14 protein-coding genes and 1 pseudogene are annotated in these 19,138 nt (G+C 74.1%); 5 read left to right on the top strand and 10 right to left on the bottom strand.

The genetic code is table 11. From position 1 onward, the window contains the following. The first annotated feature begins 140 nt into the window (after positions 1-140). Both ABTY62_RS04405 and ABTY62_RS04400 read left to right on the top strand, forming a co-directional pair. Positions 141-1,373 (top strand): sensor histidine kinase, encoded by a 1,233-nt coding sequence (locus ABTY62_RS04405; RefSeq protein WP_352127836.1) that lies wholly within the window; start codon positions 141-143, stop codon positions 1,371-1,373. 1 nt (position 1,374) lies between these two features. Next, the gene (locus ABTY62_RS04400; protein WP_352127835.1) at positions 1,375-2,025 is read left to right on the top strand and encodes a response regulator; all 651 of its coding nucleotides are present in this window, start codon (positions 1,375-1,377) and stop codon (positions 2,023-2,025) included. A gap of 433 nt (positions 2,026-2,458) precedes the next feature. Here ABTY62_RS04400 and ABTY62_RS04395 read toward each other — a convergent pair. The 7 genes and pseudogenes from ABTY62_RS04395 to ABTY62_RS04365 form a co-directional block, all read right to left on the bottom strand. Then, positions 2,459-2,833 (bottom strand): annotated as a pseudogene (locus tag ABTY62_RS04395) (GtrA family protein); the annotation flags it as partial. Beyond that, entirely contained in the window at positions 2,830-3,792 is a 963-nt protein-coding gene (locus tag ABTY62_RS04390) for a glycosyltransferase family 2 protein (protein WP_352127861.1), read from the bottom strand. The pseudogene ABTY62_RS04395 and the gene ABTY62_RS04390, both read right to left, overlap by 4 nt. Before the next feature lie 28 nt (positions 3,793-3,820). Beyond that, the gene (locus tag ABTY62_RS04385) at positions 3,821-6,535 is read right to left on the bottom strand and encodes a YfhO family protein (protein ID WP_352127834.1); all 2,715 of its coding nucleotides are present in this window, start codon (positions 6,533-6,535) and stop codon (positions 3,821-3,823) included. 338 nt (positions 6,536-6,873) lie between these two features. After that, positions 6,874-7,845, bottom strand: coding sequence for a lysylphosphatidylglycerol synthase transmembrane domain-containing protein (locus ABTY62_RS04380; protein WP_352127833.1), 972 nt, complete (start codon positions 7,843-7,845; stop codon positions 6,874-6,876). Between the two features lie 52 nt (positions 7,846-7,897). Next, positions 7,898-9,148 (bottom strand): glycosyltransferase 87 family protein, encoded by a 1,251-nt coding sequence (locus tag ABTY62_RS04375; RefSeq protein ID WP_352127832.1) that lies wholly within the window; start codon positions 9,146-9,148, stop codon positions 7,898-7,900. Then, the gene (gene mptB / locus ABTY62_RS04370) at positions 9,145-10,584 is read right to left on the bottom strand and encodes a polyprenol phosphomannose-dependent alpha 1,6 mannosyltransferase MptB (protein ID WP_352127831.1); all 1,440 of its coding nucleotides are present in this window, start codon (positions 10,582-10,584) and stop codon (positions 9,145-9,147) included. Before mptB ends, ABTY62_RS04375 begins: the two co-directional genes overlap by 4 nt. A 145-nt stretch (positions 10,585-10,729) precedes the next feature. Continuing rightward, positions 10,730-11,209 carry a cupin domain-containing protein gene (locus ABTY62_RS04365; protein WP_352127830.1) on the bottom strand — a complete coding sequence of 160 codons (480 nt, stop codon included), beginning with the start codon at positions 11,207-11,209 and terminating at the stop codon, positions 10,730-10,732. 112 nt (positions 11,210-11,321) lie between these two features. Between ABTY62_RS04365 and nsrR the strand changes: the two genes are divergently transcribed. Both nsrR and ABTY62_RS04355 read left to right on the top strand, forming a co-directional pair. Continuing rightward, a complete protein-coding gene (gene nsrR / locus ABTY62_RS04360) occupies positions 11,322-11,765 on the top strand; it encodes a nitric oxide-sensing transcriptional repressor NsrR (RefSeq protein ID WP_352127829.1) in 444 nt (147 codons plus the stop codon). A gap of 72 nt (positions 11,766-11,837) precedes the next feature. Then, positions 11,838-13,028: a globin domain-containing protein gene (locus ABTY62_RS04355; protein ID WP_352127828.1), complete on the top strand. Its 1,191-nt coding sequence runs from the start codon at positions 11,838-11,840 to the stop codon at positions 13,026-13,028. Between the two features lie 49 nt (positions 13,029-13,077). Here the strand turns inward: ABTY62_RS04355 and ABTY62_RS04350 are convergent, their stop codons facing one another. Continuing rightward, positions 13,078-13,533, bottom strand: a complete 456-nt coding sequence (locus ABTY62_RS04350) for a winged helix-turn-helix transcriptional regulator (RefSeq protein WP_352127827.1) — start codon at positions 13,531-13,533, stop codon at positions 13,078-13,080. 159 nt (positions 13,534-13,692) lie between these two features. Here ABTY62_RS04350 and ABTY62_RS04345 point away from each other — a divergent pair, with 159 nt between their 5' ends. Further along, the gene (locus tag ABTY62_RS04345) at positions 13,693-16,542 is read left to right on the top strand and encodes an AfsR/SARP family transcriptional regulator (RefSeq protein WP_352127825.1); all 2,850 of its coding nucleotides are present in this window, start codon (positions 13,693-13,695) and stop codon (positions 16,540-16,542) included. Positions 16,543-16,705: 163 nt separating this feature from the next. Here the strand turns inward: ABTY62_RS04345 and ABTY62_RS04340 are convergent, their stop codons facing one another. Together ABTY62_RS04340 and ABTY62_RS04335 are read right to left on the bottom strand one after the other, a co-directional pair. Further along, on the bottom strand, positions 16,706-17,176 hold the full coding sequence (locus ABTY62_RS04340) for a S26 family signal peptidase (protein WP_352127824.1): 471 nt from the start codon (positions 17,174-17,176) through the stop codon (positions 16,706-16,708). Further along, positions 17,173-19,101, bottom strand: coding sequence for an ABC transporter ATP-binding protein (locus ABTY62_RS04335; RefSeq protein ID WP_352127823.1), 1,929 nt, complete (start codon positions 19,099-19,101; stop codon positions 17,173-17,175). The genes ABTY62_RS04340 and ABTY62_RS04335 overlap by 4 nt, the downstream gene beginning before the upstream one ends. Between the last annotated feature and the right edge of the window lie 37 nt (positions 19,102-19,138).

Genomic DNA, 19,138 nt, shown 5'->3' with positions numbered 1-19,138 from the left:
GAGGTGCGGCTCCGCCGCGTGGGGGGCTTCGCCCCTGGACCCCGGGGTCTGGGGCGGAGCCCCAGTTGAGGGAAGGGGCGGGGAGGGGACGAGCCCGCCGCAGGCGTCAAGATCCACCGGACAGGGCCTAACCTGCTGCCATGAGCCTGCTGTCCCTGGGCCGATCTCTGCCGGCCGCCGCCGTGTTCGTGGCGGACACCGCGCTGTTCGTGGCCACGCCCCACGGCGGCCCGCTGCCCTGGGCCGCCGTGGCGTACGCGCTGGCCGTGGCGGGCGTGCTCGCGCTGGGCGAGCGGGCCCCGGCGGCGGCCTTCACGGCGTGCCTGCTGCTGTCCGCGCTGGCCGGGGGCTCGTATGTCCTGCTGTTGTGGGCCGCCTACCAGGCCGGACACCGCGCGGTGGCGCGGCGGGACACGGCCCAGGTGGCCGGTGCCGCGCTCGGCTGGCTCGCGGTGGGGCTCGTGGCCCGGCCCGCGGACGCGCCCGCCCTGTCGCAGCTGATGGCGCTCTTCGTGGTGTTCGTGGTGCTGCCCCTGCTCGTCGGCCGGTATCTGGCACAGCATCGGCGGCTGGTGGCCGAGCTCGGCCGGCGCAACCGGCGGCTGCGCCGGGAGCGCGAGCTGCTGGCCGAGCGGGAGCGGCTGCGCGAACGGCTGCGGATCGCCCGGGACATGCACGACTCCCTCGGCCACCGGCTCAGCCTGGTGTCGGTCCAGGCGGCGGCGCTGGAGGTGGCCGAACTGCCGCCGCGGCAGCGGGAGGCGGTGCGGCAGCTGGCGGGGACGGCGCGCGGCGCCATGGACGAGTTGCACGAGTTGGTCGGCGCCCTGCGGGGAACGGACGAGACGGCCGCCCGGGGCCCCGGGGCGGAGGCCGTCGACGATGTGGTGGCGGAGTTCCGGGCGGCCGGGGTGCCGGTGACGCTGCGGCGGGGCGGGGAGCCCCGCCCGCTGCCCCCGGCGGCCGGGGAGGCGGTGTACCGGACCGTCGAGGAGGGGCTGACCAACGCGGCGAAGCACGCCCCGGGTCGCCCGGTGACGGTGTGCCTCACCTGGGAGCCGGACGCACTGCTGGTCACCGTGGACAATCCGGTCGCGGAGGGGCCGCGGGATCCCGGCGGGGCGGGCGGCGGAAACGGGCTGCGCGGGCTGGACGAGCGGATGCGGCAGGTCGGCGGGTTCGCCGACCACCGGCTGTCGGACCAGGGTTTCCGGCTGGTGGCGATGGTGCCGACCGCCGCCGCCACCGACCCTGGCGAGGGGGACGAAGTGCCGCCCGCGGTCGGGCAGCTGCGCACCGCCGTGCTCGGATTCGCCACCGCCGCCGTGATGTTCGTGGTGCTGCCCGTGGGCATGCTGCTGGGGGTGAACTGAGATGATCAGGGTGTTGGTGGCCGACGACGAGCCACTGATCAGGGCCGGTATCCGCACCGTGCTCGAGTCTGCGCCGGACATCGAGGTGGTCGCCGAGGCGGAGCACGGCCGGGCGGCCGTGGCCGAGGCGGTCCGGCATCGCGTGGATGTGGCCCTGGTCGACATCAACATGCCGCACCTGGACGGGCTGGGCGCGCTGGAGGAGTTGCGGCGGCAGGCGCCCGAGCTGCGTACGGTGGTGCTGACGGCGTTCGGGGCGGAGCCGAACGTGTTGCGGGCGCTCCAGGGCGGCGCGGCGGGATTCGTGCTCAAGAACTGCACGCCCGACGAGCTGATCCGCGCGGTGCGGGCGGCACACGGCGGCGAGGCCTATCTGTCCCCGGGGGTCACCCGGCCGGTGCTCGACCTGATCGCCCCGGTCGCGGCCCGGCGCCGCCGGGAGGCCGTGGAACGCCTGACCGCGCTCACCGAGCGCGAGTCACAGGTGCTGCGCCTGGTGGCCGAGGGCATGTCCAATGCCGAGATCGGCCGCGCGCTGCACATGAGCGAGAAGACCATCAAGACGTATGTGAGCCGCGTGCTGGCCAAGTTGGACTGCTCGAACCGGGTCCAAGCGGCCCTGCTGGTCCGCGACGCCGGCCCCGCCGGGTGACACGGCCGCCCAGGCGTCAGCCCCCGCTGGGCGCGTTCTCGATCCAGTACTGCTTCACCAGCGTCTCGAACTGCTCGGCGTCGCCCTCGCCGAGCTCGACCGGGCGCGTCTCGCCGAGGGCGGCGCGCACCCGGTCGGCCACCTCCGCAGCCCGCGCGCCGGAGGCGTAGACGCCGAGTACGAGCACCGTGGCCCCGTCGTCGTCGGCCCGGTCCCGGGCCCGGTCGTCACGGCCGAGGGTGAAGCCCCAGGGCACCTCGCACGGGCCGTCGTGCCCCTCGTCCGGGCACAGCAGGCGGGCGATGGGCTCCTGAAGGGCCAGGGCCTCCTCGCTGTCCGCGAAGCCGTGCACGCGGATCTCGTACACCCCGGGCTCTTCTCCGGCCGTCATGTCTCTCCCGCGCACCGCGTTTTCGCCCGTCCCCCCGGAGGCGGGCCCGAGCATGATCGTCCTGGAGAGCACGAAGGTGATGGGCACGGCCACCGCCGCGGCCATCAGCGGGGCCGCCCGGTCCCCGATGTGCACCAGGTCGACCAGGACATAGACCCCGCCGGTGGTGATGACGAAGTTGGCGGCCGTGGTCAGGGGGAAGAGCAGGAACTTCCGCCAGGTGGGGCGGGTGCGGTAGGTGAACCAGGAGTTGAGCAGGAACGAGCCGACCGTGCTGAGGGCGAAGGCGGCGACATGGGCCACGAGATACGGCAGCCAGCGCAGGAAGCACAGATACATGCCGTAGTACGTGGCGGTGTTGACGACGCCGACCAGGCCGAATCTCACGAGCTGGCCGAGCAGGGGGCGATGCGTCACCGGACGAGGTCCTTCAGCTGGTCGTTCAGCGTGGCGGCGGGGACCGCGTTGGTGGACTGCACCAGGAAGTGCGGGCGCCGCTTGACCTCATAGTAGATGCGGCCGATGTACTCGCCGATGACCCCGACCATGACCATCTGGACCCCGGCCAGCGCGGTGATGACCACGAGCAGGGTGACATAGCCGGGAGTGTCGACCCCGTTGACCGCCGCGCTGCCCACGATCCACACCGCGTACAGCGCGGCCACCGACACCAGCAGCAGGCCGAGGTAGACCGCGGCGCGCAGCGGCTTGTTGTTGAAGGAGATCAGCCCGTCGGCCCCGTAGTTGAGGAGCTGGCCGAAGGTCCACTTGCTGCGGCCCTCCTCGCGCACGGCGTTCTCGTACTCGAAGGTCACGCTCGGGAAACCGACCCAGGCGAACAGCCCCTTGGAGAAGCGGTTGTACTCGGTGAGCTCCAGCACGGCGTCCACCGCGCGCCGGGACAGCAGCCGGAAGTCGCCGACGCCGTCGACGAGCTCCACGTCGACGAAGCGGTTGATGAGCCGGTAGTAGGCGCGGGCGGTGAGCGCCCGGGTGACCCGGTCGCCGTCGCGGGTGCGCTTGGCGATGACCTGGTCATGGCCCTGGGCATACAGCTCGACCATGCGCTTGACCAGCTCCGGCGGGTGCTGGAGATCGGCGTCCATGATGACCACGGCGCCGCCGGAGGCGAACCGCAGCCCGGCCAGCATCGCCGCCTCCTTGCCGAAATTGCGGCTGAAGGAGATGTAGCGGACCCGGGGATCGGTTTCGGCCAGCTGTTTCAGAAGAGAAAGCGTGCGGTCCTTGCTGCCGTCGTCCACATAAAGGAATTCGAAGTCGTGTCCGACGGCCTTGAGTTCCCGGGTGAGGTGTTCATGAAAACGACCGATCACGGCTTCTTCGTTGTAGCAGGGCACGACGATCGAAATCAGCATGGTCTCCCCCGTCAGGAATTCGCGGGCGTCAGTGGTGGACATGGCGGCTCTCCCGTCGGGCGCGCAGGAAACGGAATGCGGCCGACAGGGCCAGGGCCAGGAGCGCGGCGGCTCCCACGGCGGTGCCCAGGCGCAGGCCGGGAGGGCGGAACGTGCAGTCGATGGAGGTGGCGGAGCCGTCGAGCTTCACCGCGATCAGGCCGAGGTAGCTGTCGGCCGGGCGGTGCCGGCCGCCGCCCGCGGCGCACTGCCAGCCCGCGATCCGCGGAGCGGCCACCACGGCGATGCCGCGGGAGCCGGGGGGCAGTTCGGCGCGGATGCCGCTGTCGGTGACGTGGACGGAGGTGGCGCCCTGGGCTTGGAGCCGGCCTGTGGCCGCGCGCAGCCGTCCGGTGTCCAGGCAGCCGACGGCCTGGGAGGGCACGGTGCCGCCCTTCTGGATGGTCAGACCCACCTCGACGCGCCCGGAGGCCGGGGCCTTCCCCAGCGGCTGCATGGGGGCGATCTTGGTGACCGGGTGGTCGCCCCGGAACCCGACCGGGGGCCGGTCGGCGCCGCGCAGCGCGGCGGTGCCCCAGTAGTGCGGCGCCCACAGGAAGACCTGGGAGCCGCTCGGGCACATGGCGGTCAGCAGCGCCTTCGGGCGGGACTGCTTGGTCGGCCCGGGAGGCAGTCGATAGCCCCCGTCGGGGGTGCGGGCGGCCGGCCTGCCGTCCGCGCCGCGTATCGAGATCTTGTCGGCCATGGTGTACACCCGGGCCCCGAGCAGCAGTTCCTGGTTGCGGAACGGCGAGGGGCCGAAGGCGGGCGCCCTCTCGGCCTTCGGCCGGACGGTGACCAGGGGCGGTACGGCCTCGCGGGTGACATACGGCGCGATGTCGGTCGTCGCCTTCGGGTCCCGGTGCGGATCGGGCGCGGAATGGACGCGGGCGCCGACCGAGAAGATCGCGTCGGTGACCGGGTTGTCCAGGCTCTGCACGGACCGGCCGCGCGAGTACCAGCCGCCGCCGAGGGCGGTGAGGGTGCGGCTGAACACATCGGCGGTGAGGCTGCTGTAGTACTGCGCGCCCTGCCCGCCGACCAGCAGCGGATCGTTGCCGACGGTCTGCTCGCGGCCCGCGTCCGTACGGTACCGGGGCCAGCCGTCCGCCTCCGCGATCAGCGCCTGCTGTATCCGCTGGCGCTCGCCCCAGGGTGCGTAGTCGTCCAGGTGCCCCAGCCGCAGCCGGTCGGCGACGGCCGTGGTGGCCGCGGACTGGCCCACCTGGGCACCGATCAACAGGACGACGGCGAGGGCGGCGAGCAGCGGGCGGTGGTACCGGCGGGCGAGCCGGGCCAGCACGAGGGCGGCCGCCACGGCGGCGACCCCGGCCAGCAGCAGCGGGTAGGTCCACGGGCGCATCAGTTCGGTGGCGCGGGACGCGGCGGCCGCGATCGCCGCCAGCAGCGCGCCTCCGGCGAGCAGCGGGCGCCGGCCCGGTGTGCCGTGGGCGAAGGACAGCCAGGCGGCGGTCACCAGCAGCCCGCTCAGCACGAACGTCTCCCGGTACTGGCTGCCGTTGGGGGTGCTGAAGGCGTGCCAGGCCAGCTGGGTGGGCCCCCACTGGAGGGACAGCGCCACCCCCGCGACCAGCAGCGTCCAGCCGCCCCGCAGCCGCCTGGGGACGGCCGGGTTGAACGGCAGCGTCAGGGCGAGCAGCAGCGCCACCGTGTCGACGTAGACGGCCGGGCTGCTGAAGTTGTACGTGCCCGGCAGCAGCCGGGCCATGACGTCCGTCCACGGCTTGGCCGAGAACTCCACGACCCGGCCCGGGTAGGCGTGCTTGGTGCCGAAGTAGACGACGGAGACCATGGGCGCCGCGAGGCCCACCCCGAGCGCCAGGACGCCCGCCAGCCGGGCCACGGGCCGCCACAGCGGCGCGAGGCGCCGCCGGAGGGGGACGCCGGTGGGGGCGTGCTCCACCAGCAGCCGGGTCAGGAGCAGCAGCACGGCGCCGAGGGTGGCCATGTACGCGGTGTAGAAGTTGGCGATCCAGACGAGCGCGACCAGCAGCGCGCCCAGGACGAACCGCCGCCCCGCCAGCGCCCAGTGGCCGACCAGGCACAGCAGCGGCAGCGCGATCAGCCCGTCCAGCCACATGGGGTTGTACGAGGCCTCGGCCACGGACCAGCCGCACAGCGCGTACGAGGCGCCGAGCGCCCCGGCCGCCCACCACCGGCCGGGGCGCAGCGTGAGCAGCAGCTGGGCCATCACCGCGCCGGCCGCCGCCATCTTCAGCAGCGTGATCACATAGACCGCGAGATCGATCTCGTCGCGCGGGAAGAGGGCGACGAGCAGGGCGAACGGGCTGCCGAGGTAGGTGCCCAGGTCGGGCAGGAAGCTGCTGCCATATCCGGACTGCCAGTTGACGAACAGACCGCCGGTCCCCCGGCCGTGCAGCAGGTCCCACAGGTGGGCGTGGAAGGGCACGAACTGGTTGCCCAGGTCGTTCACGCTGCGCGTCCTGAACCCGAAGGGATAGCTGCGGGCCACGGCGTCGCCGAGGCAGACGGCGGCCACCGTGACCAGCGCGGCCAGCGCACCGGCCCACGCGCGGAGGCCGCGCGGGGCGTCACTCGGGGCCTCGGGGGAGGCGTCGGGCGGGGCGTCGCGCGGGGTTTCGGGCAGAGCTTCGGCCACGGGTGGTGCGGCGGCCGTGCGCGGCTGGTCATCCGGCCGGGTGCGGGCCGTTCGGCCGGTCATGAGCGATCGCAATTCGTCAGGATCCAATTCCGAAAGTCGGCGCGGATTTCTTTGCTTCACGCCGATTACTTGTCCGGCGACGCCGATGAGTTCCCATGAGCCGGGTCACACATCGGCGCCGCGTACGCGGGTCTGTATTGCGCGCCGTGGCGAGTCTGCCTGTTTGACCCTTTGAATCAGGGATTGGTTGCCTCTCGGCCCCGGGAATTTACCCAACGATGGGCCGGCCCCTGGAATTAATCCTTCGGATTTCCCGTGTTCACCTTTTCGACGGCGAAGGGCAACCGCGCGCCGGGGAGAAGACCGGAGTGGATCGGTCGGCGCGGGCGCGGCGCGGGTCAGACGACCTTGCGGCGCACCAGGGTTCCGAGCACCAGCGCTCCCGGGATCAGGGGCAGCCAGACCGTGATGAAGCGGTAGGCGAGCACCGCGGAGGTGGCGGCGTCCGCCGGCGCCCCGGTCGCGACGAGCGCGATGACCAGCGCGGCGTCCACCGACCCGATGCCTCCCGGCGACGGGACGACCGCGGCCACGACGGTCGCGGCCAGATAGGCGAGCACGACATGCGACGGCGGCACGTCCAGTTCCACCGCGACGGCGACCGCGGCGAGCCCGGCCGCCTGGAGCACAGGGAAGGCCAGCGAACCGCCCCACAGGGCCAGCGCCCTGGAGGGCCTGGCGTGCAGGGAGCGGGCGTCGGTGAGCGCGGTGACCAGGAAGGTGCGGACGATCCGGCGCACCGGACGGATGGTCAGGACCACGGCCAGCAGCGCGCAGACCACCGCGGCCGCCGTCACCGGGAGCGCCGCCCCGATCCGGTCCGGGAGCAGCGGCCCGAGCCTGAGCGCCTCGGGGAAGGCGACCAGGAGGATCAGCAGCAGCGAGATGCGGGCGACGGCCTCCGCGAGGAAGTACAGGGCGAGCGCGGCCGAGGAGCGGGCGGCGGGGAGGCCACAGCCCGTCATGAAGCGGATGTTGACCGCGCTCGCGCCGATCCCCGACGGCAGGAGGTGGTTGGCGGCCCCGGCGGCGAACTGGGTGGCGAACAGCCGCCCGGCGGGGAGCCGTTCAAGGACGGTTCCCTGTCGGGCGAAGGACACGGCGACCCACCCGAGTCCGGTGGTGGTGACCGCGGCGAGCAGCCAGTAGGGGTTGGCGTCAAGGAGCTGACGGGCGCCGGAGCCGATGAGCGACCAGTGTCCGATCACCCACGCCAGGACGACGGCGATCGGCACCAGGCACAGGATCTGGCGCAGCGGAAGCCGTCGGCGGGCGGGGAGGCGGCGCCGCTCGGGCAGGGTCGCGGGCATGTGCGCTCACAGGTGCTGACGAGGGCCGGGGGGGGCAGGAGGCGCGGTACGGTCAGCATGTCCGCCGTGGGTGGCGTTCCGGCGTATCGCGGCCGACATCCGTTCGTCGCGGCGGTGGCGAAACGGCGACGTCCGGTGCGCGCACCGGGAGGGCCAGCAGCAGACCGAGGCAGATCCAGACATAGGCGTTGCTGCCGAGGAAGCCGTCCAGGCCGGTGGGGTGGAAGCGCCACAGCCACACCACGCTGCTGCACAGGATCACATACACCGCGGCCGCCGTGGACAGCAGCCGGCGGCGGCGCGCGGGCGGCGTGCCGGGCCGCAGCGCGGTGTCGGCCAGCACGGTCAGGGCCGGGATCAGCCAGACCAGATGGTGTACCCAGGTGATCGGGCTGACCAGGCAGGCGGCGACGCCGGTCAGCGCGAAGCCCGCCGCCTCGTCCCGGGCGGCGGCGGCGCGCCGCACCCGGTGGGCCCAGACGGCCAGGACGGCGAGCGCCCCCAGCGCCCAGACGGCGCCGCTCGGGGGGACGGGGTCGACGAGCCGGGCCAGCATGCCGCGCCATGACTGGTTGGAGACATACGCGGCGACCCCGATGCGGTCGGTGTCCCACAGGTCCTCGGTCCAGTAGTCCCGAGACGGGGCCGGCGCCACCCACGCGGCGAGCAGGGTCGCGGCCGCCGCGGTGGCCGCGGCCGTCCCAGCGGCGCGCCGGCGCCCGGTGACCAGGAGATGGATGATGAAGATCGCCGGGGTGAGCTTGATGGCGGCGGCGAGGCCGATGCCGAACCCGGCGTACCGGCCGCGGCCGGTGGCCAGCAGCCGGGCGTCGAAGAGCACGAGCGCCAGCAGGACCAGATTGACCTGGCCGAAGCTGAAGGTGTCCCGGACCGGCTCCAGCAGGGCGAACAGGCAGGCCACGACGGTGAAGCCGAACCAGGGGTGCCGGGCGTGCCGGCGTACCAGGGAGCCGGTCAGCCAGTACAGCACGGCCGCCGAGGCGGCCAGGTTGAGCAGCAGGCAGATGGTGATCGCGCCCGGCCAGCTCACCAGGGCCATCGGCAGCATGCACAGGGCCGCGAAGGGCGGGTAGGTGAATCCGTAGGCGGTGCCGTCCGCGCCGGGGGTCGTGTAGTCGTAGATGCGCCCGCCGTCGTGCAGCCAGTGGCCGACGGTCCCGTAGTAGACGCTCAGGTCGAACCAGTCGCGGTGCAGCGGCACGGTGGTGAGGAACAGCGCCACGGCCCCGGTCAGCCCGAACGTCAGCAGCAGCCGGCCGCGCGTGGTGGTGGGCCCCGTCATGCCGCCTCCGGACCGCGGTCCGCGGCGGCGGACGCTGAGCCGAGTCCCGGGGCCAGGTGGGCGCACCACAGGACGAGCAGCGCCAGCGCTCCGCCGCAAACGGCGAGGGTCAACTGTCGTTGGTCCGGCGCGAATCCGCTGGGCAGCACGGCCAGGGCCAGCACCCCGCTGGCGGCGGCGACCGCCCGGCGTACCGGACCGCTCGGCGCGGCCGCGGCGAGGAGGAACAGCCCCCACAGCAGATACCAGGGGCGAATCGCGGGGCCCAGCACCGCCACCGCGGTCAGGCTCAGCCCCAGCGCGTAGACGGGGCGGGAGCGGGAGGCGCGCAGCCAGACGACGGACACGGTGACGGCGGTCGCCAGCAGTCCCAGCGCGTGCCAGGCCGGGGTGGCCAGCGGTGCCAGGCCGCTGCCGACGGCGTCCAGACCGGCCTCGGTGGCGCGGCCGAGGGCGCTGGTCAGCGCCCAGTTGTCCGGGGAGACCGGTGTGGCCAGGGCGGTGATCCAGCCGTAGCCGGTGCCGGCGACGGCCGTGGCCGCGCCCGTGGTGCCGAGCGCCAGCGCGGCGGTGGCCGCGGCGGCCCGGGTGCGCCGCCATCTCCCCGTCAGCAGGCCCGTCCAGAGCGCGGCGACGGCCAGCAGCCCGAGCGCGGCGGGCGCCTTGACCAGGGCGGCCAGGGTGACCAGCACGGCGCCGCAGGCGGGCCACCGGCCGGTCGCGGCCACCAGCCCGGCGCCCAGCAGCCCCATCATGACGGCGTCGTTGTGCGCCCCGCCCACCAGGTGCAGCAGCAACAGCGGGTTGAGCGCGCCCAGCCACAGGGCCGCGGCCGGATCGGTGCCGCAGCGGCGGGCGAGCGCGGGGAGGGCGAGGATCATCAGCGCCACGCCCAGCAGTGCGACCAGCCGCATGCCGAACACCCCGGCGGACACCTCGGCCCGGGAGACATTGGCGATCGCCGTCTCGAAGGCGAGGGAGACCGGGCCGTAGGGGGCTGGGGTGTACCGCCACACGGGCGCCACCTCGGCGGCGAGCGGCCCTCCGAGCAGGGCGGGCCCGTGGACGTACACATCGACACGGGCGTCGACCATCGCGCCCTGGGCGAGATAGCTGTAGACGTCCCGGCTGAACAGCGGGGGCGCGGGCAGCAGCGGGGCGGCCCAGACGGCGAGGGTCAGCAGCAGGGCGCGCGGGCCGGGCGGCGCCGGGCCGCGTACCGCGCGGCCCAGCAGCAGCCAGGCCGCGACCAGCAGTACGAGGCCGAAGTACGTACTGACCAGGCCGATCGCGGCGCCGCCGGTCCCGGGGACCAGCGCGTCCGCCATGGGCAGCGCGCCGGCGGTCAGCCCTCCCGCGGCCAGTGCCACCGAGCCCGCGAGTCCGAGCAGCAGGCACTGGCGCGGAAGGTCGACGACGGCGACTCGATTGAACACACGATGGACCAGCACCTGACCAGAATTGGCCCGGCGCATGGCCGAAACCTGACGCCGCGGTCACCGTCAGTCGGCGTCCAGGTGTCGACCGTCCGACGAGCCCGGTCGCCCGCACGGTCACGCCGTCGCGGAGACGGGCGGCGCGTCAGTCCGACGGCAGGCGGGTGCCGCACCGGGCGCAGTAGCGCGCGTCGGACTCCTGCGCGAGCCGGCCGCACTCCGTGCAGACCCGGTTGAGCAGGCAGGCCGGCTCGCCCCCTTCCGGGGCCGCGGTGCGGATGGTGAGGCCGGGGCGGCGGCGGTGTGCCGTGAGGTAGACCAGACCGTCCGCGCCGGCGGAGAGCGCACGGCGGGCGCCGTGCGGCAGCCATGCCACACAGCCGGGCTCCAACTGCTGCCGGACGTCGGCCACCTCGAGCCATCCGCCGCCGTCGGCCACGAACAGCACCACATCGAGGTCGGGTTCCACATGGGGGTCGACCCGGGCGTCGGCGGGCAACCTGATGATGTTGGCGTCGAGCTGACGCCCTTCGGCGGGGAGCCGCCACAGCGCCCCGCCCCGGTCCTCCGCCACTTCGCGCAGCAGCTCCGTCATCCGCCCCAGCACACCAGATACCGACGGCATCGGCTTCCCACCGTTCCTTCCCGTTCCACCCGCTCGGCCGCGAGACGGATACCACACGACCGCCTCCACCCGATAACTGGAATTTAGCATGCGGATTTAATACGGTCGCGTTGTGCGACTGACCAAGTTCACGGATCTGGCGCTGCGCGCCGTCATGCGCCTCGCGGTCTTCAAAGGGGGCGCGCCGCTGACCACGCGCGAGGTGGCCGAGGCGGTCAACGTGCCGTACGCGCACATGGCGAAGGCGATCACCCGGCTCCAGCACCTCGGCGTGGTGGAGGCACGGCGCGGGCGCGGCGGCGGGCTCGAGCTGACCGGGCTCGGGCGCACCGCCTCGGTCGGCTGGCTGGTGCGCGAGCTGGAGGGCGAGGACGAGGTCGTGGCCTGCGAGGGCGACACGCCCTGCCCGCTGCGCGGCGCCTGCCGGCTGCGCGGGGCGCTGCGCGAGGCGCAGGAGGCGTTCTATCGCACGCTCGATCCGCTGACGGTCGCCGATCTGGTGACCGCGCCCACCGGCCCGGTGCTGGTCGGGCTGACCGGCCGCCGCCCCGACTGATCCGCGCCCCCGCCGCGGGGCGCGTCCTTCTGCCGCTAAATACGAAGATCATTAGCCAATTAAGGAGCCGCCATGCTCACCGAGCGATCCACCCCGGTCATCCGCGCCACCCTGCCCGCCGTCGGCGCGGCCATCGAGGACATCGCCGGGCTGTTCTACCGGAAGCTGTTCGCCGCCCACCCGGACCTGCTGCGCGACCTGTTCAACCGCGGCAACCAGGCCAACGGCGAGCAGCGGAAGGCGCTGGCCGGCGCCCTCGCCGGCTTCGCGGGGCTGCTGATCGAGCGCCCCGGCGCCCGGCCGGACGCGATGCTCGCCCGGATCGCCCACAAGCACGCCTCCCTCGGCATCACCTCCGACCAGTACAAGGCCGTCCACCGCCATCTCTTCGCGGCCATGGCCGAGGTGCTCGGCGACGCCTTCACCGACGAGGCCACCGCCGCCTGGGACGAGGTCTACTGGCTGATGGCCAACGCGCTGATCGCCGCCGAGGCCCGGCTGTACCAGGAAGCCGGCGCCGCCGAGGGCCAGGTGTGGCGGCGGATGGAGATCGCCGAGCGGCACCGGGAGACCCTGGACGCGGTGTCGCTGGTGCTGCGGCGCGCCGACGCGCTGCCCACCGGCCCGTTCCGCCCCGGCCAGTACGTCGGCGTCCGGGTCGAACTGGCCGACGGCGCCCGGCAGATCCGCCAGTACAGCCTCTCGGCCGCCCCCGGCCGCGCGGGGTGGCGTATCACCGTCAAGCGCGTCCGGGGCGACGCGGGGCCGGACGGCGAGGTGTCCTCCTGGCTGCACGAACACGCGCGGGTGGGGGATGTGCTCACCGTGTCCGCCCCCTTCGGCGACCTGGTGCTGCCCGAGGGCGACGGCCCGCTGCTGCTCGCCTCCGCCGGAATCGGCGCCACGCCGATGCTCGCCATGCTCGACCACCTGGTCGCCACCGGATCCACCCGCCGGATCACCGTGGTCCACGCCGACCGCTCCCCCGCCGACCACGCCCACAAGGACGAGCAGCGCCGGCTGGTCGGCGCACTCCCCACCGCCCGGCTGCGCCTGTGGTACGAGAATGCCGAGAACGGCGAGGCGACAGCCGGCCGGGCCGACGTGGCCACGCTGGACCTTCCCGAAGGGCTGACGGTGTTCCTGTGCGGCCCGCTCGGGTTCATGCGCGCGGTCCGCAAAGACCTGCTCCGCCTCGGCGTGCCCGCCGAGGCGATCCACTACGAGGTCTTCGGCCCGGACCTGTGGCTCGGCCGGGACTGAGGCCGCTCAACGCGCTTGTGGAATCACCGGATGCCGGCACAGGCGCGGCTCAGCCGGCCTCGGGGCCGGTGGTGGTCCACCCCGGCGCCCGGACGTGGGGGGTGAGCGTGTCCCGGGACGCCCGCTGTCCGCACGCGCCACAGACCACCACGGGCTCCAGCTCGGCGCCGCAGGAGTGTTCCAGCGCCACCGGAGGCCGGTCGGCGAGGTGACGGTCGCCCCACTTCATGAGCATCAGCAGCACCGGTTCGAGCTCCCAGCCGGCCTGCGTGGGCCGGTACTCGAAGCGCCGGGGCCGCTCGCTGTAGAGGACCTTCTCCAGCACCCCGGCCGCCACCAGGCGGCGCAGCCGCGCCGCCAGGACGTCGCGGGGCGCGCCGATGTTGCGGACCATGGCGTCGAAGCGCCGCACCCCGAGGAACACCTCGCGGAGCACGAGCAGCGAGTGCTTCTCCCCGACCACCGCGAGCGAATCGGCGATGGAGCAGGGCCGCGGATCCTTCATACCCGCAGCGTACGAGCAGTGTGTTTGGTTCTCAAACTATGGCCGAAGAATTGCCGACCCTTGCCCGAACGGGCAGTTATCATACCCGCCAACTGAGCATCCACCGGCAACTGAAGGGCCGATCAGCCCAGTTGTCCGGAGATGCCAGGAGGTGCGCAGATGAGGTTCGGCTTGCTCGGTCCGCTGACCGTCCACGACGGCGCGGCCGCCCGCCTGATCGGCAGCCCCAAGGGCCGGGCGCTGCTGGGCGCGCTTCTGCTGCGGCCCAATCGCGCGGTCCCGCTCGGCACCCTGGAGGCCGTGCTGTGGGGCGAGCATCCGCCCGCCACCGCGAGCGCCTCGCTGCACAACCATGTGGCCCGGCTGCGGCGCATCCTCGCCGGGGACGGCGAGCCGCGGCTGCGGGCGGTGCCGGGCGGATATCTGCTGACCGTCGAGGCGGGCGAGCTGGACAGCGAGCTGTTCACGGAGCGGCTGGACCGCGCCCGCGCCGGCCGGCTGCGGCAGGAATGGGCGGCGGTCGGCCGGGAGACCGTACAGGCGCTGGAGCTGTGGCGCGGCGCGCCGCTGGCCAACCTGCCGGATCCGGCCCTCAGCCACCCGGAGGTCCGACCCCATATCCAGCAGCTCCAGGAGGCCCGGCTCCAGGCGCTGGAATGGCGCTTCGACGCGGAGCTGCGGCTGGGCCGCCACGGCGGGCTGGCCCCCGAGCTGGCCCGGCTGGCCGAGGAGCATCCGCTCCGCGAGGTGTTCCACCGCCAGCTGATGCTCGTCCTGCACCGCACCGACCGGCAGGCCGAGGCGCTCGCCGTGTTCCACCGGCTGCGGCGCACGCTGATCGACGAGCTCGGCATCGAGCCGGGGCCCGCCGTCCAGGAGGCGCACCAGGAGATCCTGACGGCTCAGCAGCTCTCGGTGTCCGTCGCGCCGCCCGTGCCCGACACCACCACCGGCACCCCCGTCGCGCCCCCCGCGCCGCCCCGTGCCACCCGCAGGCTCCGCCCGCATCCGGCCCAGCTGCCCGCCGACACCGTGGACTTCGCCGGCCGGGAGGCCGAGCTCGAGCGGTTGAGCGCCATGCTCCGCCCGGACCCGGAGCCGGCGGCGCCCCGGGTCGTGGTGATCTCGGGCATGGCGGGCGTCGGCAAGACCGCCCTGGCCGTGCACGCGGCACACCGGCTGCGCGACCGGTTCCCCGACGGCCAGCTCCACGCGGACCTGCGCGGCTTCGGCGCCGGTGACGCTCGTAGCCCGCACGACCTGCTCGCCCGGTTCCTCACCGACCTGGGGGTACGGGAGAAGGCGCTGCCCGAGCACCCCGACGACCGCGCGGCCCGGTTCCGTTCCACCCTGGACGGCCGTCGGGTGCTGGTGCTGCTGGACAACGCCCGGGACGCGGCGCAGCTGACGCCGCTGCTGCCCGGCAGCGGCGGTTGCGCGGTCGTGATCACCAGCCGTCACGCCCTGGCCGATCTGCCCGGCGCCGGGCGCCTGTGTCTCGAGCCCTTGGACGCGGAGGGACAGCGACGGCTGCTGACCTCGCTCTGCGGCTCCCGGCGGACGCGGGAGGAGCCGGAGGCCGTGGCGAGGATTCTCGACGCCTGCGGCGGGCTGCCGCTGGCGCTGCGGCTGGCCGGGGCCCAACTGGCCAACCGTCCCGGCTGGCCGCTGGCCGCGCTGGCGCGGCGCCTGGACTCCAGCCGGGGGCGGCTGCGGGCGCTGTCCGCGGGCGGTCTCGCCGTCCAGGACGCCTTCGCCATGAGCTATGTGGCGATGCGGGACAGTCCGCTGCCGTTGGAGGCCGAGCAGGCGCGCGGCTTCAGGATGCTCGGGCTGTGGTCGGGGCACACGCTGTCCGCGGAGTCGGCCGCCGCGCTGCTGGGCCGGCCGGTGGAGGAGGCGCACGACCTGCTCGAGGCGCTGGTCGACGCCCATCTGCTCCAGACCCCGTCGCCCGGCCAGTACACCTTCCACGACCTGCTCGGCGAGTACGCGCTGGAGCGGGCGGCCGCGGAGGAGTCGCGGGAGACCCGGGTGACGGCCCGGCTGAGGCTGCTGGTCTGGTACACGGCGGCGGTGGCGAAGGCGGACGCCGTGCTGACGCCCCGGTCCCACCCGCTGCCGCCGCTGGAGGCCGGGGCCGCGGCGCCGCTGCCCGCGTTCACCGGTGCCGAGCAGGCGCTTCAGTGGTGCGTACGGGAGCTGCCCGCGCTCTCCGAGGCGATCCGGCTGGCGGCCCGGTACGGGCGGCCCGACCTGGCCTGGCGGATGGCCGCGGGGCTGTTCGGCTACGCGCAGCGGTTCTGGTGGACCAGGGAGTGGGAGCGCTGTACGCGGCTCGCGCTGCGGTGCGCGGAGGAACACCACGACCTGATCGGCCAGGGGTGGCTGCACAGCCGCACCGGCGAAGCCCACGGCTCGGCCCACCGCATGGAGCTGTGCCTGGACCATCTGCACCTGGCCCTGTCGTATTTCGAGAAGGCGGACGACGTCACGGGACAGGCGTCGTCGTACGCCGGGCTCGCGGAGGTCCACCGCAGGCTGGGGCGGCTCGGCGAGACGCTGTCCTGCGGTGAGCGGGCCGTGGAGCTCTACCGGGAGGCGGGCGATGCGAGGAGCGTCGCGACGGTCCTGAGCAGCATGGGCGACGCGCTGATGGCGGCCGGCGAGCCGGCGGCGGCCGAGCAGCGCTACCGGGAGGCCCTTGAGCTGTGGCGGGAGCACGATGTCCTCGACGGCACGGCCGCCGCCCTGACCCGGATCGGGGACGCCCTGCGGGCGCTGAACCGCCCGGCGGAGGCCTTCCGGACGCTGGAGGAGGCGCTGCGGATCCGGCTGCGCCTCGGGGAGCGCGGCGGCACGGCCGACACCCTGGAGACCATCGCGCTCACCCACTTCCACTTCGGTGACCAGCACGCCGCCCGGGAGCACTGGGAGCGTTCGCTGACGACGGGGCGCAGGCTGCGGCTGCCGGCGCGGGCCGCCGACGTGGCGCGGCCGGGCCTTTGAGCGTGTCTCGGGGCGCTGCGCGGGCTGGACTGAGGAGCCGCGCAGCGACGAAGGAGCGAGCAGCGACGAGGGAAGCCCGCGCGCAGGAGCGCCCCGAGACTGAGCGGGAAGAGGTGAGCGCGCCGGGACCCGGGGTGTGAGAGGCCGGGCACGGCGCCGCCGGTCACGCGGCGGCGCGCTCGCCCCCGGTGCGCAGCCGCAGCAGCACCACTCCGTACATCCGGTCCGCGGGGCACAGGCCCCACTGCTTGGAGTCCTCCGAGCGCGGGTGGTCGCCGCGCAGCACCAGCATGCCGGGCGGCACCCGGCCGGGCCGGTCGGCCGCCGCCCCCGCCACCCAGGGCGGCACCGGGTCCCCGTCCGCCGCGACGACGCGTTTGACGTACCACCCGGCGGCCCCGGAGGGGTCGGCGGGACCGTGCCACCCCGTGGCGCGGTCGGGCCGCTGGACGACCACGATCCGGCCGGGCCGGGCCCGGCGGCGGTGGCGCAGCACCAGCAGCACATCGCCGTGCAGCAGCGCCGGGGTCATGCTGCCGCCCCGCACGGTGACGGTGGACAGCACCAGCCGGGCCGCCGCCGCGGACCCGATGACCAGCGCCGCGGCCGCGGCCCAGCCCAGGGCCGGGCTCATCCGGCACCCACCGTGGTCGGCACCGCGCCGGCCTCCCCGGACCCCGGCCGGGCGCCGCCCGCCGACGGGTCCGGGTCCTCCCGGTAGCCCTCCGCCTGGGTGTGGAAGAGCCGGGCGTAGACGCCGTCGGGGGACGCGGTGAGGGAGGCGTGGTCGCCGCTCTCCAGGATCCGGCCGTCCTGCACGACGACGATCCGGTCGGCCCGGCGGACGGCGCTGAGCCGGTGGGAGACCAGGACGCTGGTGGAGCCCTCGCGCAGCGACCGCAGCCGGTCGTGGACGGACCGCTCGGCGACCGCGTCGAGACCGGAGCTGGGCTCGTCCAGGATCATCAGATCGCGGCCCTGGCGCATCAGCCCGCGGGCCAGCGCCAGGCGCTGCCACTGCCCGCCGGAGAGATGGACGCCGATGGTCCGCGCGGCCTCCTCCCCGTCCGCCCCGCCCTCTTCGTCCTCCTCCTGGTCACCCGGGTGGAAGAGCCTGCTCAGCATGGTCCGGTAGCCGGCCGGCAGCCGCTCGACGGTCTCGTGGACCCCCGCGCTCCGGGCGGCGGCCCTGACCCGGTCCTGGTCGTCGATCGCAGCCAGGTCCCCCAGCCCGATGTTCTCGGCGGCGGTGAGGTCGTAGTCCATGTAGTCCTGGAACACCGCCCCGATCCGCTGCCGCAGCCGCTCCACGGGTACGTCGCGGATGTCCACGCCGTCCCACAGCACCGCGCCGCGCTGTGGATCGTAGAACCGGCAGAGCAGCTTGATCAGCGTGCTCTTGCCGGCGCCGTTGAGCCCCACCACGGCCACGCTGGTGCCGTGCGGAATGGTCAGGTTCAGACCGCGCAGAATCCACGGGGAGTTCTCGTCGTAGCGGAACCACACATCGCGCAGCTCGATGGCGCGGGCCAGCGGGGCGAGCTCCCCGGCGCGCGAGGGCCCGGCCAGGTCGTCCCGGACCCCGGCCACCATCAGAAAGTGGTGGAAGACCAGGGCGGACTGATGTCCCTGGGCGATGCCCTGCACCAGGACGCCGAGCCCGGACTGGAGCCCGGCCAGGGAGGCAATGAAGACCGACACATCGCCGATGCTGATCGTGCGCGCGGCCGCGGCGTGCACGGCCCACAGCAGCCCCCCGGCCGACAGCAGGGCCCCGAGGGCGGCGAGGGAGACCTGGACGCGCACCACGCCGCGCTCCAGCCGGTCCTCGGCGGTGTTGGCCGCGCGCAGTTCGGTGAGCATCCGGCCGTGCAGGAAGTCGCCGAGCCCGAACAGGCGGACTTCCTTGGCGGCCTGAAGGTCCGTCAGCAGCATCTGGTAGAAGAACTTGCGCCGCATGACGGGGCTGGTGTGCCACAGCAGGCCGGCGCGCCGTCGGCTCAGCGCCAGATGGGCGATCATCGCGGGTACGGCGGCCACCAGGGCGGCGCCCGCCATGACCGGGCTGATCGCCAGCAGGGTGCCCAGGAATCCGGCGATGCCCAGCGTCCCTTGCAGCGAGGACAGGCCCATCTGGAGCAGCTGGTCCGGGGCGTGCTCGGCGGACTGCTGGGCCAGCCGCAGCCGGTCATGGAAGCGCGGCTCCTCCAGGCGTGCCAGCCCGCTCAGCCGGTTGACCGCGGCGAACAGCCGGTCCTGTGCGTGCAGGCCGATGGCGCGCCGGGCGCGCCCCTGCGCGTAGGCGGTGACGGCCGAGGTGGCGGCCATCGCGATGCCCAGGGCGCCGATGCCCGCCGCCATCCACACCAGCGCCCCGGTCCGGGGGTCGGGGGCGGTGAGCTCGTCGAGCGCGACCTTGGTCAGCCAGGCGGTGGCCACCGGTGCCGTGCCGCCGATCACCGCCATCGCGGCCTGGAGGAGCAGCATGCCGGGGCAGGCCCGCCAAGCGAGCGCGTAGGCCGCCTTCATCCCCCGGACGACGGAGACTTCGTCTGCCATGTCCTCCGTGTCGGGCTCCATGCCGGGCTTCGTGCCG

It is taken from the genome of Streptomyces sp. NPDC097640 (genome assembly GCF_040302705.1).
GTDB lineage: Bacteria > Actinomycetota > Actinomycetes > Streptomycetales > Streptomycetaceae > Streptomyces.
This window is presented reverse-complemented; position numbering and strand designations above follow the sequence as displayed.

What these genes read in the sequence shown, in the direction of transcription:
- ABTY62_RS04350 (WP_352127827.1), bottom strand. Translation starts at nt 13,533, where the DNA reads ATGAAGGATCCGCGGCCCTGCTCCATCGCCGATTCGCTCGCGGTGGTC.
- ABTY62_RS04375 (WP_352127832.1), bottom strand. Translation starts at nt 9,148, where the DNA reads ATGACGGGGCCCACCACCACGCGCGGCCGGCTGCTGCTGACGTTCGGG.
- ABTY62_RS04405 (WP_352127836.1), top strand. Translation starts at nt 141, where the DNA reads ATGAGCCTGCTGTCCCTGGGCCGATCTCTGCCGGCCGCCGCCGTGTTC.
- ABTY62_RS04390 (WP_352127861.1), bottom strand. Translation starts at nt 3,792, where the DNA reads ATGCTGATTTCGATCGTCGTGCCCTGCTACAACGAAGAAGCCGTGATC.
- ABTY62_RS04345 (WP_352127825.1), top strand. Translation starts at nt 13,693, where the DNA reads ATGAGGTTCGGCTTGCTCGGTCCGCTGACCGTCCACGACGGCGCGGCC.
- ABTY62_RS04380 (WP_352127833.1), bottom strand. Translation starts at nt 7,845, where the DNA reads ATGCCCGCGACCCTGCCCGAGCGGCGCCGCCTCCCCGCCCGCCGACGG.
- ABTY62_RS04355 (WP_352127828.1), top strand. Translation starts at nt 11,838, where the DNA reads ATGCTCACCGAGCGATCCACCCCGGTCATCCGCGCCACCCTGCCCGCC.
- ABTY62_RS04365 (WP_352127830.1), bottom strand. Translation starts at nt 11,209, where the DNA reads ATGCCGTCGGTATCTGGTGTGCTGGGGCGGATGACGGAGCTGCTGCGC.
- ABTY62_RS04385 (WP_352127834.1), bottom strand. Translation starts at nt 6,535, where the DNA reads ATGACCGGCCGAACGGCCCGCACCCGGCCGGATGACCAGCCGCGCACG.
- ABTY62_RS04400 (WP_352127835.1), top strand. Translation starts at nt 1,375, where the DNA reads ATGATCAGGGTGTTGGTGGCCGACGACGAGCCACTGATCAGGGCCGGT.
- ABTY62_RS04335 (WP_352127823.1), bottom strand. Translation starts at nt 19,101, where the DNA reads ATGGCAGACGAAGTCTCCGTCGTCCGGGGGATGAAGGCGGCCTACGCG.
- ABTY62_RS04340 (WP_352127824.1), bottom strand. Translation starts at nt 17,176, where the DNA reads ATGAGCCCGGCCCTGGGCTGGGCCGCGGCCGCGGCGCTGGTCATCGGG.